This is a genomic window from Acidobacteriota bacterium (genome assembly GCA_040756905.1).
Classification (GTDB): domain Bacteria; phylum Acidobacteriota; class Aminicenantia; order JBFLYD01; family JBFLYD01; genus JBFLYD01.
Genome location: JBFLYD010000052.1, coordinates 1 through 12,872, shown reverse-complemented (window position 1 = coordinate 12,872; position 12,872 = coordinate 1). Strand labels below are relative to the sequence as shown.

The window sequence follows — 12,872 nt, the reverse complement described above, 5'->3', positions numbered from 1 at the left end:
TTTATTTTTGTTTCCCATCTTCTAACCGGATTATCCTGTCGGCAAACTCGACAATTCGAAGGTCGTGACTTGCGACGATTACGCACTTGTTTTGCTCTTTCGCATATGCATGGATAAGCCGGATGATTTCAAAACCTTGTTTTGATTCCAGGCTGCCAGTTGGTTCATCAGCAAGGATAAGGTCAGCACCATTTGCAACCGCGCGAGCTATTGCAACTCGCTGCTTTTCTCCCTGACTTAATGAAGGAGGAAATTTCCAGGCAAGATGTTCTACATGAAATTGCTGTAGAAGTTGCATTGCTTGCCAATGAGCTTCTCTCTTTGGCCTACCGGTAAAACGAAGAACTACTTCTACATTTTCCAGGGCTGTTAGGGAATCGATCAGCAGAAAAGTTTGAAAGATAAAGCCAATTCTTAAAGCTCGAAGTTTTTGTAATTCTCTGGGGGAGCATGATTCAATATTCCTGCCGAAGAGCGATATAATGCCAGAAGTTGGTTTTAGCAGTCCTGCAATTAATGTCAATAAAGTTGTCTTTCCACTTCCACTGGGGCCTAAGAATAACAACAATTCGCCTGAGGAAGCACGAAGGGAAATCTGATGCACTGCTACGGTCTTGTGTTCATTACTACCAAATATTTTCGTGACATTAACTAATTGAACAACACACGATGTCTTTTCTAATCCTTTCATTTGAATGCCTCCAGCAGATAAATATGCCTTAACTTTTGAATTGATATTAATGAGCTTATAAGACTCATCACTACAGCAACAATTACAACAACTATAATTTGCTCAACCGAAGACTTCGTGCTAACCTCTGGGGAAATTTTTTCGATCACATAAACCAATGGAAAAAAGACAATAAGAGCAACGATACTTGCCGCAAATGATATTAGTAAAGCCTGATCGATTATCAGCCGCCATAGAAATCCTTTTGGCGAACCAAGTGTTTTTAATACAGCAAAATCTTTTCTTCTTTCAAGAATGTTGACAGAGAGAAGCAGACTCAAAATGACGGTCAGGACTACAGCCCCAATTGCAGCCACTGTGTAAAGGAGAGGGAGAAAACCTGATTCCATCTCATTAATGTTATTCTCCAAAAATATCTCATGGTAATAAACTTCAACCTCAGGTAATTCTTTGCGAATCTTCTCGGCAATTTCTGCAAGAGTGCTTCTATCTTTAACCTTAACTAAGTAGCAGCTCACAATACCTGGAAATCCAATAAGTCTCTGAGCAAAGCGAAGCGTTACAAAAGCATACTGGATAACAAAGGCATTAGTTCCTCCGCTGATACCAACTACTTTTAATGAATTATTCTGTATTTCAACTCGATCACCCACTTTAAACTTAAATTTTGCGGCAAATGATTTATCAAGAACAATCTCATCATCTCTGAGAACAGTATGGCCAGCAACAAGATTAGGTGGACCTCCAATGCCTTCCTCTGGCTCAAATCCAGTCAAAAATACTGTTCGAACCTTATCATCTTTCTTGATTGTGGATAAAAGGAGAAGAACCGGAGAAACAGATTTAACACCCGAAATCTGTCGGATTCTCTCTCCTTGGAAAGTTGAAAGTATAGATGAGCCACGAAGGATATTAGTTGCGTTGCGCTGAAGGACCCATAAGTCAGTTTTATTCTGCTTTATATATTCTACTGAGCCATCAGCAACTCCCTTATAGACAGACAAAAGAAAAAACATAAGCACTACACAGAGGGCAACACCACCGATTGTGAGTGCAAGTCGCAATGGCTGATTTCTCAGGGTTCTAATAGCATATACTTCCATAGAAGCTCCTTTATTTAAACATTAGAACTTCAGTGAGAAGCTTTCCACGAATCCGTTTAAAGATTTCTTCAAGGCTTGGCCCTGTTATGGTCAATCCGTGATTTTTAAGACCAACAGCGGTCTGCAATGGATTGTCCGTTTTGCGAAGCAGGTTCACAACTTCTTCGGCAAGCTCCTGTGTTCCACATGGATAATTCTGTCGGGTACAGAGAACTCCATCCATCCATGCATGCACATGGACAATTGCGCCAACTTCAGGAAATGTTCGATAGATGAGCTCATGCTCAACAGCATCAACTGATACCCTTGCTTTTGGGTCGAAGTCAGGTGGAACGCTTACCAATGCTTTGCCCTGCTCATAATCAAAGCCTTTTACTAACAACACATCTTTGCCTATTTTTGAAATTTTAGCTTTATTTATTCCTCGGGCGGTCATCCAGAAAGTCGCCTTGCCAAGTTCTGGAATATGTTCACGGGCGCTGAGATTTCCATAGCTTATACCTTTTAATTCAAAGAGATTGTAAACATGTTGAATGTTTTCTTCCGATAGAACTTCTCTGAGGGGAAATGGTGCGGGAAGCACACCGAGACTATCAAGCTCTTTTCCGTATTCTTTGATTTTTTCAACAATTGGAGAAGTTTTCCAGTAGCGAGGGGGTAAGTCTGTGAAGAACTGGTTCCCCATTGCAAAGTGCGCTCCTGCAATTGGAATAATGCAACGATAAACTTCTTCTGGATCGAAAGGAAAATGATAGAATCCTGCCTCTGGTGTGGTGAAATAAATTTCGCATGGACTGTTTCCTTCAGAAGAAAGAGAATTTTTATTGGGTGTAACACATATTAAAATGTTGGAGAGGGTCCGGACGAGAGTTGTATAACAGACGGAGCGTAAATCCTTACCTTCGCTTTCAGTTGCAACAATCGAAAAGACAAGAATTGATTGGGAATGTCTACGAAAAAATTGCGGAGATTCTATTTGGGTCAGGTTCAGAACAAACTGAATACCATTCTCCGAAGTAGAAATTTCATGGCCATGCTGAAGACACTTTTGTATAATCTCCTCAGCGATTTTATCTCGAAGTGGATTTATGCCATTTTTAATGATTGCAAATTTCATTTTTTTCCTCCCTTCCATTAATTGAATTATTAAATATATCCCTACAAACCATATCCTCAAATGTTTCTGCCCTCCTAATCAAGCGGTGAGTAGAGAGGTTGATGGAGATAATTGCTGGATGAGCAAAACCAAAGGATGATTCCAGGGCTGTGAAATAGGCTCCGCTATCCATGATTGCGATAACTTCTCCAGGATGAACCTGAGGCATAAGTTTATTTCGATATACAACATCAGAAGCAAAGCAGACTGGACCTGCAATAGTTACCTTTTCTATTCGAGGTCGTGTAACATCGTTGCATAAAAAGACCTCATGATATTCATAGAAAGTAGGCATGGTTACCGTTCCTAAACCACCATCAGTGATGAGCCACTTTCGAATTTTAGGACGTTCTTTTACTCGGTGAACAGTGAGTAGTAAAAACTGGTTAGGACTTGCAATACATCTTCCTGGTTCATACAAGATTTCTGGCAATTTGTCTGGGGGAAAATATTTTAAGATAGCATTAGATATTTCTCTTGCAAAATCTTCGAAGGTAGCATTATTGCTTTTATCAACACCAGAGGGTAAGCGCTCTAATCCTTGATAAACCAGAAGCTCACGGTTTGTTAGTTCTCGCGTTGTCATTGAGGCAAATCCTCCGCCAATATCCAAAATTTTGACCATCAGCCCTGAAGAATAAGCACAATCAAGAAGTAAACTTAGACATTTAAGTGCTTTTGAATACTCTCTTGGGTCTCTTATCCCAGTACCAATATGAAAGTGGAATCCATGAAAATGAATTCGTTTCATTTCTTTTAATAAATTTAAGCAAGTAGTGACCTCTCCGCCTTTAAGATCGAGCCCGAAAGCACAGCCTTTTCGGCTTCCTGTTGCGGAGCCTTGATTCATACCTTTAGGAATGTAATCAGGATTGATTCTAAGCAAGATGTTTGCGTTTTTTTCTTCTGATATACATATTTGATTTAGTGCTTGAAGTTCGTCGAGGGAATCGATAATGATGAAGCGGACACGCCTATTAAGACATTGGCGCAGAAAGGAATCAGTTTTGCATGGTCCATTAACAACAATCTCCTCCCCTTCATAACCTATGTGGAAAGCCAAATTCAATTCAAATTCGCTCATAACTTCAGCTTTTAGTCCGGCGCGACGAATCGTTTGTATAACTACTGGTACAGAATTACACTTGAATGCATAATGGACTGATGTTTTCCCCGGGTACATGGAACTGGCACTTTCCCGAAACTTCTTTGCAGTTTCTTCCAAGCGGTGTTCATTTACTACATGGAGAGGAGTGCCATATTCTTTGGCAAGGGTAACAGTATTATAATCCCCAACCATTAGCTCACCCCTGGGGCTCATTTGGAGCCCCCAATCTTGAGGATTAAAAACTTTTGTCATTCCTTTCTCCTTTTAAAATTATTTATCCGTCCAGATATTTTTCATAGATAACAAACTGTTTATCAGGTTTTAACCCAAGACGATCAGTTGCTTTTACTGCAGGAATATTTTCTTCCGATAACCAGGTTGTTTCTAAGACATTATAATTCAGAATAATCTGACAGAATGCATTGAAAATTAGCTGGAAAACAGGCGTATGCTGATATTCCTTTTTAATACCCACAGAATAAATGATAAGCTTTCTGATTTTCCTTCTCTCATACAAAAACCTGATGTATTTAATAGGTCCTACCTTTCCATTCATTTTTTTAAGCAATGGATTAATATCCAGAACACAGATAAGCACTCCTGCAGGAGAACCATTATGCTCCACAATCTTGATTAGCTCTGGATAGGTTATCAAACTCAGAAATTTTGAAGAAAATAGATACTCTTCCCTGGACAAAGGCAGAAAATGCCAGTTAGATGAGAAGGCATTGTTGTTTACCTCACGGATGATTTCAAGTTCTGCTCTGATGTTTTTCATTGAAAAAGAGCGGACAGTGTAGCCATCTACCTCAAGAGCTGTTTGGATTCCATAATGATCGAGAATATATTCCCTGATGTTCTCATTCTTCCAGGAGTGAAATCGGGATGAAACATGAAAACCTGTTGCTTCAAGTAAGTCTGTATAATATTCAGGATTGTATGGTTGGAAAAAAGTTGGTGGAGTCCCAAATTTATTTACTTGCAGCCCTAACTCTGAGTAGTGATTTGGGTTAAATGGCCCTTCGAGCAACGCACTCCCTTGACTCTTACAATAGCTTTCTGCTTCATCAAATAGGTAGCGAACAGCATCGGGATCATTTATAGATTCAAAGAAGCCAAAGAAAACTGCATTAACTCCAAATTTTTCATGGTGGAGCCTGTTAATAATGATGGCAGTGCGAGAAACAGCAGTATTATTTTTATAACAGACAAAAAATTTTATTTGTGCGTTGTTGAAGTATGGATTGATCTTTTCGTTAATAATGCGTCTCACTTCTGAAGTAATTGGAGGAACCCAGTTAGGATCATGACGATAAATGACAAACGGCAGCATGAGAAAATCCTTCATCTGTCGAGAATTGGATACGGGCATAACTTTATATGTCATTTGCTTCTCCTTTATGAATTTCTTCAACAACGTAGTTGTTATAAATGAATGAAAGGTCTTGCTCATGAAGAAATTTTACTAAAGGTTTTAGAGAATGGATTTTCTCGTCAAGAGAAACAGGATGTTCACGGAACACAAGCAAATTTCGATAAGTTATAACAGCTCTATCCTTTGCTACTCGAATCGTCTCTTTAAGTAAGTTTTCATAGGCTTTGGTTGAAATCCACTCAAAAATGTTTGAGAAGTTAAATTTTGAAATACAAGAATCAGACAATGTAGTAAAAAAATGCTCGCAGCTATCCGTAACTATTTCGATTCGATCTACTCGGCTGCGGATGATGTCATAATTAGTCTGTCTCAGATAAACTGGAAGATGTTCTTCGCTGTAAAATCTTCTGAGCAAAATATAGGAGAGAAAGTAATTTTCCTTCATGGGCAATTGGGTGAGCGCTCGCTCAACTTTCTTTGCAAAATGCTTTCCGAATGAAAATTTTTCATCGAGGTAAACAAAGAATGCTCTATCAAAAAACAGAGTCATTACTGTGCGGCTGAGCATGATTCTGGTGAGTAGCCACCACCAGATATTTTCCCATCTCTGATGGAAAAGCTTTGCTCTTGCTGCTGAATCTTCAGTTTCAAAAAATTTCTCAATTAACTGTCTCTTCATGATTGGAGTAACTATTATTGTTTTCAGCAATCGCATATAGCCTTCATAACGACCGCAGTGAATGATACCCTGTTTTATTTTCTTCAATTGATTATCCCAATATCTGATACTGTCCACTTGGAGAGAGGAACGAATTTGCTTGTATAATAGAAGACGACGTTTAGATTCTCTCAGTCCTGTAAATTCGAGCAATTCTTCGTATGAAAGATTCTTAAACGCTGCAATCTTTAAATCCAGTAAAAAATTCTGATGGGGGTTAATATCAAGAGCAATGACTTTGCGTGGATTGTCAAGTAAAAAAGTTAAAGTATTGCATCCACCTGAAGTAATTGAAAAAACTACATCGTCAGAGGTGATTTTAAATGCTTCACGGTCTATTTGAGGATCTTCCCAGCATTGGGCATAAATTATCTCTTTAAATATCTTATTGTTCTCCTGATCAGCATTAAAGATATACTTTTTTCCAGAATCCCCTTTCTTAGGTTTCTTGGATAATCCGATTTTTGTGTGAATTATGGCCCAATCGAATACAGCAGGAATTCCAACAATAACAGCAAAGAGAATTTCTTGAGTGAAAGCCGCTAAAATAAATCCAGGGATGAAAAGCAGATAGAGAGCATTGTGTCTTAACCCATCTCGATTTATCTCAAACTCTTTAAACGCAGAAATCAAGTTACAAGCACTTTTATAATTCGGTATCAATCGGGGGATACGTGTTTTGTAATCCAAATACTTTTTCCCAAATTGTTCTATTAGAGATACCTCTTCATACTTTATAAGTTGAGTATAATGGAGTAAAAGAAGAACTGGTAGAAAAATACCGATAGGTGTAAGGCAGAGTGCAAAGCCGCAGAATGCTATAAGGTCTGCAAGGTAAATAGGGTTTCGAACGAGGAGATAAGGACCTGCTGTCATCAGTTTGTCAACTTGGACGCGGAATGACATCATTCTCTGGGAAGTTAATATACTTCCCGACCATGATCTGAGAATTGATGCCAATAACATGAAGAACGCCACAACTAAATAACCAGCGGCCATAGATGTTTCAGCAGAAGACCCAATTATTTTACCAATTATGATAGCGTTAGATGGAGAGTGATAAAACATTGAAAAAGAAAGAGCGGAAACAAAAATTACTATGATAAATGAGATAAAAATACGAGCCTCAAATTCAAATTTCAGAATTTTCAGAAAAAATTTTTGCATTTTCTCTCATCCTTTCTCTTGAGAATAAACCCTGACCTTTAATGCAGAGGGAATTACTTCAACAGTACAGGGTAGGAAACCAAGCAGTTCACCATCTGCTTCAACAAATACCCTTTCAGAAGCATTGAGAGTTATACTTTTTCCTTGAAAATAACTGAACTTCGATGAAAGGATGTGTTGTCCAGAATATATCTTTGGGAAATTCCATAGACGCTGAAGGATTGGTTGCTCATGAATCAAAAGGATATCGAGCAATCCATCATCGGCCTTAGCTTGAGGAGCCAAATTCATGCCACCTCCAGTGAATTTACCATTAGCAATAGCGATTCCGATAAGTTTCTGCATCGTATGAAAACTATTATCTATAGTTGCTGCAATCAGATGGCCAGGATAACTAAAAACCTTTGAGAATGCAGTTAAACCAAAAACAATGAGTCCGCCAAATTTTTTGTGCTTTGATTGGACGCATTTGACTACTTCTCCTCCTATTCCTGCTTGACATTCATTTATAAAAAAACGCTCAATTGCTATTCCATCTTTGTTAGAGAAAACAACTCTTCCAACATCAATAAAACGACTTTCTCCTCTACAAATAACTTCAAGTTGCTTTTTGATCTCTGACGGCAAGCCCAAACTCTGAGCAAAACCGTGTCCAGTTCCACTGTTGATGATGCCAAGTTGACAAGCAGGATTTATTAGATATCCATCGAAGAAAAACCCATTTACAGTTTCCTGAATAGTTCCATCTCCGCCAATTGCAATGATTAGCTCACTTCCTTCAATGATTGCTCTTCGAACTGAAAAGGTAGCATCTAAGGGTCTTTGAGTAATAAAGATGGAATATCTATTTCCGAAATGTTTATCAAGCTCATTAATGATTTGGGTTTGCCTGATTCTAGTTTTTCCTCCAGCTGAAGCAGGGTTTATAATCACATGCGTCTTCTTAAAAGACATTCCCCTTTCCTGAAATTTTAAATCAGGCATTTTTTTTAATTTTTGTTCCATCATTTTAGTATCCATTCAATCATTTCATATAAAATTTAATTCTTCTGATACAGAAAATTGTCATGAAATTGTTGATATATTGTAAAAATATTGTCATAAAAAATAAGCTAAAAAATTGATTTAGTGTCGTGTCACTTAAATATCTTTTGTTATTTTGATGTGACACGACACTTTCCCTATGGGGGCAAGCCCTCCTTAGACGCTTCGCTGAGCACCCCCCAGACATGGGGAAGTGACCTTCCCCATACCCCTTCAGTGTGCTTTCTGAGAAATCTAATGTTTGTAAAAAAATTTATGTTACAGCACACTAGAAATTTATGAATGGATGAAGGAAATTAAAAAATTATTGTGTTATTTTATAAATTTATATCCAGAGCCATGGATGGTTAAAATGTGTTTTGGTTTAGAGGGATTATCTTCAATCTTTTTTCTTAAGGAAAGAATGAAATTATCAACCGTTCTTGTTGTGGGAAATACTTCATATCCCCATACTTCATTCAACAACATATCTCTTGTCGCGACTTCTCCTTCATGAGAAACAAAAAATTTCAAAATTTTAAATTCTTTCGGAGATAATTTAATTTTCTTTCCTGCTTTATAAGCTTCTTGTTTTTTAAAATCAAGATGAATATTTCTGAAGCTGTATTCGTCCAGTTCAATTTTTTTTGGTATTTTCCTTCTTAAAATAGCTTTAACTCTTGCGACCAATTCTCTTGTGCTGAATGGTTTTGTAACATAATCATCTGCTCCTATCTCAAGGCCTAAAACTTTATCCATCTCATTTTTTCTCTTTCCGCTTAGCATAAGAACCGATGTGGCAATCCCAGATTCTCTTATTTTCTTCATTACATCAAACCCACTTATCTTTGGTAGAACTATATCTAAAATTATTAAATCAACTTTTTCTCTTTTTACGAGTTCAAGACATTTTTCTCCATCTTCTGCATGAATGACATCAAAATATTCATTCTCTAAATGAACCTTCAAGTTTTTAAAAAGGTTCAAATCATCTTCAACAATTAATATTTTTTTCATTGTTTTGGCAGATATACAGAAAATTTTGTTCCAATTCCAACTTTACTTTCTACTTTTATATCTCCGTTATGAGCTTCTATTATGTGCCTTACAACTGATAACCCCAATCCCAGACCTTTAACTTTTTTAAATTCTTCATCTTCAATTCTATAATACTTATCAAAGATTTTATCAAGCTTATCTTCTGGAATTCCAATGCCTTTATCTTCAATCTCAACGATGAGATAATCTTTATTCTCTTTTAAATTTACCGTTATTTCTTTTCTATCAGAAGAATATTTAATAGAGTTATTTAACAGATTTATTAAAACCTGAGTTAATGCATCACAATCCCCATTTATAAGAGGAATTTTTTCTGAAATATTTTTATTTATTTTAAACCCTGACTTTTTAAATTGAAACTCCATTGAACTTAAAGTTCGTTCTATTAAATCTTTAAGATTAAGCTTGTCAAAATAATATTTTTTTACTCCTTCCTCTATTTTACTTATGTCGAGAATATTTTCTATTAATCTCGACAGCCTTTCACTTTCTTCTATAATGATATCAAGATATTCATCTCTTTTTTCTTTGTCTATTTTCTTTCCTATTTGCAACATTTCAGCGAATCCTCTTATTGAGGTCATTGGAGAGCGAAGTTCATGGGAGACTGTGGATACAAATTCGCTTTTTAACCTGTTTATTTCCTCAAGCTTTTCTTTCTCGAGCCTTTCTAAAATCACTTCTTCTTGAAGCTTTAATCTTTCTATTCCTATAGAGGCTTCTTCAGAGATAGTGAGGATAAATTCAAGGTCTTTTTTTGAATATAACTTTTCAGATTTTTTCCTTCCTAATCCAATAACTCCACGAAGCTCTTTATGAGTAAAAGGAAACTGAGCTAAGATTTCAAACCCAGCTTTTTCAATTTCCTTTTCTTTTGAAAAATCTAATTCTTCTATCTCTTCAGCTCTACCTTTTATCGCCAGTATCCTTGAACCTGAAAATTCAAAATGAAAATTATCCTCAAAGGATTTATGAGTTCCAATACTTCTAACTTTTCTGTATTTTTTTGAGTTAGAATCATAAATATATACTGATGCGCCCTCTATAAATAACGCTCTATTAATTTTCATCAGTAGGACCGAGACTAAATCCTGCATTGATAATGATTTATGCATTTCCGCTGTAAACTCCCTTACTATTTTTCTATAATCAAAAGGTATTCTGTAGAACATCCTGTCGATTAAATTCTGAATTTTCTCTCTTATCGGGTTAAACAGAGCTGCGATAATAAGAATTACCATTATTCTTATCAAATTAATTTTTTTTAGAGCTTCCAAATTGAATAGGTACTGAATAATTTCTATCAATGTAAAGTAAAGGATTATTACAGAAAAAGTCAATGATGAATATATCAAACTTTTTTTGATGATAAGTTCAATATCGAACAATTTGTATTTAACTATTGAGATGAGAAAGGAAACAGGTATCAATATGAAAAAAAACTCTGCGACTTCTTCCTTTATTATTGGAGAATCAAGGATTGCTTTAGGAATCATCCACAACAGAATAAATGGAGCAACACTAAACACTATTCCCCATAATATCCATCTTATTTTATCTTTTTCTTCTCCTGATGTTGATTTTATGAATGTCCTGATAAAATTAAATATTCCTATCATTGTAAAGAGAACTACATAAAATCTGAAATAAGGAAAAGGGTAATGAAAATTATAAAAATAGAATATGGACTTTTTAAAAAATGCATGCAGAAAAAATAATTGAAAATTCAAGACAAAAAGGATGCCTGGAATGTAAAGAAGTAATTTATTCTTAAAAGCTTTTTCTTTTGGGAAAATGAATGAAAAATGTAAAAAAATAGCAGGGGTTAATGAATATGTGATTAGAAAGATAACTCTCAAAATTAAATCAACCCAGGGAAAAGGTATTGTACCCAAGTTGGTAGCTGAGATCATAATAGTTGAAGAGAAGCATAGAAGATTGAAGAAAATAATTTCTGCTGGTTTTTCCTCAGGTTTCATTAAAAAAATGAAAATGCCAAATATCCATAGAACAATTCCTACGGAGAAGAAAACAAGGATGGATAGATTTGAGTAGTAACGAGAAGATTCTACATAGAATTCTTTTTCTTGCTGATTTCTTAAAATTTTTAACGAAATTAAATCTCCTGGTTTTTTGTAATTTAAAGCAAATTCTATATGGGGTATTTTTTTGACGGGAAATTCATTAATTTTTAATAAAACGTCATTTTCTTTCAGTCCGACCTCTTTTGAAGATAAACTTATAGTGGATATTATTATTTTTCCATTATAGCTTCTGTATTCAAAAGGAAGGTCAGCTCTATTTTTCATGTGAAAGATATTTATGAGGCATAAAATCAATAATAGTGATGCCAAGAATAGATAAAAAATTTTTTTTGGATTCATTCTATTTGGTAAAATTTTATTTCTAATTCAGAATTTAGTCAAGATATCTTATTTTGTTTCTTTCCCATCTCTATATTTCATTTCAATAACTTGTAAATCATCGAAAATAACAGAATACAATAATTTTATTATCATTCTTTGCTTTTTAACATTTTATATTTCTAAAACGCCATCAAAATTGCTGATTGTTAAGAAGAGAAAATTAGGAGGAATCAGTTCTTGGAAAGAAATGGTTGAGGGGTGGTTAAACCTTTGAAATAGCGCTTTCGGTTGCCAAAATTAGCACCTAAGAAAATAGTGAAATTATTGAGAGAACGCTTCCAAGGACTTATACCGAAGAAACGATTCACAATTCCATGGAAAGAATAGAGCTCTTTGGTTATCCGATGAAGACCGTTCAGGAGCTGCTCAGGGGTCATACCTTTTGGACGAAAGAGGAGAGTGCCCGGGGGATATCCCTTAAGCCACCACTCAGGATCAAACAGACGGTTTTCTTCCAAAAGTCTGTTGTAAAGACGAGTTCCAGGAAATGGACAGATCACTCTCAACTGGACACAATCAAGCCGGTGTCTCATTTTGGACTTTGTGGGTTTCAGCACTCGTGATACTCGTTTCCCATTTTGCATCAGGGGCTATGAGCTTTATTTTCATGTTATCCTTCTCGGCAAAGGAAATTTCTTTTTTTCACGATTTCTTTTCCCATTGCCTCCTATTAATGCATTTTTGTTCAAAACTAAAATTATAAGTTTTTTAATCCCGCGTTGTCATGAAGTTGTAAAAAAGTGGTAAAAGTTTTGTTGAAGAAAGGAGAAAAAATTCATGGCTTGAAATATCTAGTACTTAGTTGCGTAAATTAGCGTCTTATGTTGTCATTCCTGCGAAAGCAGGAATCCAGTAAAATCAATGGATTCCCGCTTAAGACCTGGGGGAATGACGGGGTGAGAACTTATGCAACTAAGTACTAGCGTGAGTTTCCTACTTTAGAGCATATTTTTTACCACAAAACCGCATAAATACTAACACTTATGAGTTTCAGGCTTGTATATACTGAATTGAATTATTTCGTATAATCTTTTAATTTCATCAGG

Annotated in this window: 10 protein-coding genes; all 10 read right to left on the bottom strand. The window is 35.9% G+C overall.

Annotation, left to right across the window (positions count from 1 at the left end; all coding sequences use genetic code 11):
• Position 1: 1 nt before the first annotated feature.
• The 10 genes from AB1410_08900 to AB1410_08855 all read right to left on the bottom strand — a co-directional run bounded on the left by AB1410_08900 (position 2) and on the right by AB1410_08855 (position 12,359).
• Positions 2–691 carry an ABC transporter ATP-binding protein gene (locus tag AB1410_08900; protein ID MEW6456812.1) on the bottom strand — a complete coding sequence of 230 codons (690 nt, stop codon included), beginning with the start codon at positions 689–691 and terminating at the stop codon, positions 2–4.
• Entirely contained in the window at positions 688–1,794 is a 1,107-nt protein-coding gene (locus tag AB1410_08895) for an ABC transporter permease (protein MEW6456811.1), read from the bottom strand. The genes AB1410_08900 and AB1410_08895 overlap by 4 nt, the downstream gene beginning before the upstream one ends.
• A 10-nt stretch (positions 1,795–1,804) precedes the next feature.
• Positions 1,805–2,911, bottom strand: coding sequence for a class II aldolase/adducin family protein (locus tag AB1410_08890; GenBank protein MEW6456810.1), 1,107 nt, complete (start codon positions 2,909–2,911; stop codon positions 1,805–1,807).
• Positions 2,892–4,310, bottom strand: a complete 1,419-nt coding sequence (locus AB1410_08885) for a hypothetical protein (protein ID MEW6456809.1) — start codon at positions 4,308–4,310, stop codon at positions 2,892–2,894. The genes AB1410_08890 and AB1410_08885 overlap by 20 nt, the downstream gene beginning before the upstream one ends.
• 22 nt (positions 4,311–4,332) lie before the next feature.
• Positions 4,333–5,445 carry a hypothetical protein gene (locus AB1410_08880; protein ID MEW6456808.1) on the bottom strand — a complete coding sequence of 371 codons (1,113 nt, stop codon included), beginning with the start codon at positions 5,443–5,445 and terminating at the stop codon, positions 4,333–4,335.
• A complete protein-coding gene (locus AB1410_08875) occupies positions 5,435–7,318 on the bottom strand; it encodes a DUF3419 family protein (GenBank protein ID MEW6456807.1) in 1,884 nt (627 codons plus the stop codon). Before AB1410_08875 ends, AB1410_08880 begins: the two co-directional genes overlap by 11 nt.
• Before the next feature lie 6 nt (positions 7,319–7,324).
• A complete protein-coding gene (locus AB1410_08870) occupies positions 7,325–8,326 on the bottom strand; it encodes a diacylglycerol kinase family protein (GenBank protein ID MEW6456806.1) in 1,002 nt (333 codons plus the stop codon).
• A gap of 348 nt (positions 8,327–8,674) precedes the next feature.
• Positions 8,675–9,358, bottom strand: a complete 684-nt coding sequence (locus tag AB1410_08865) for a response regulator transcription factor (GenBank protein ID MEW6456805.1) — start codon at positions 9,356–9,358, stop codon at positions 8,675–8,677.
• Positions 9,355–11,709, bottom strand: a complete 2,355-nt coding sequence (locus tag AB1410_08860; protein ID MEW6456804.1) for an ATP-binding protein — start codon at positions 11,707–11,709, stop codon at positions 9,355–9,357. Before AB1410_08860 ends, AB1410_08865 begins: the two co-directional genes overlap by 4 nt.
• A gap of 287 nt (positions 11,710–11,996) precedes the next feature.
• A complete protein-coding gene (locus AB1410_08855; protein MEW6456803.1) occupies positions 11,997–12,359 on the bottom strand; it encodes a DUF4070 domain-containing protein in 363 nt (120 codons plus the stop codon).
• Positions 12,360–12,872: the final 513 nt, after the last annotated feature.

Coding starts and splice junctions, on each gene's coding strand:
- AB1410_08900 (MEW6456812.1), bottom strand. CDS start 691: ATGAAAGGATTAGAAAAGACATCGTGTGTTGTTCAATTAGTTAATGTC.
- AB1410_08895 (MEW6456811.1), bottom strand. CDS start 1,794: ATGGAAGTATATGCTATTAGAACCCTGAGAAATCAGCCATTGCGACTT.
- AB1410_08890 (MEW6456810.1), bottom strand. CDS start 2,911: ATGAAATTTGCAATCATTAAAAATGGCATAAATCCACTTCGAGATAAA.
- AB1410_08885 (MEW6456809.1), bottom strand. CDS start 4,310: ATGACAAAAGTTTTTAATCCTCAAGATTGGGGGCTCCAAATGAGCCCC.
- AB1410_08880 (MEW6456808.1), bottom strand. CDS start 5,445: ATGACATATAAAGTTATGCCCGTATCCAATTCTCGACAGATGAAGGAT.
- AB1410_08875 (MEW6456807.1), bottom strand. CDS start 7,318: ATGCAAAAATTTTTTCTGAAAATTCTGAAATTTGAATTTGAGGCTCGT.
- AB1410_08870 (MEW6456806.1), bottom strand. CDS start 8,326: ATGATGGAACAAAAATTAAAAAAAATGCCTGATTTAAAATTTCAGGAA.
- AB1410_08865 (MEW6456805.1), bottom strand. CDS start 9,358: ATGAAAAAAATATTAATTGTTGAAGATGATTTGAACCTTTTTAAAAAC.
- AB1410_08860 (MEW6456804.1), bottom strand. CDS start 11,709: ATGAAAAATAGAGCTGACCTTCCTTTTGAATACAGAAGCTATAATGGA.
- AB1410_08855 (MEW6456803.1), bottom strand. CDS start 12,359: ATGAGACACCGGCTTGATTGTGTCCAGTTGAGAGTGATCTGTCCATTT.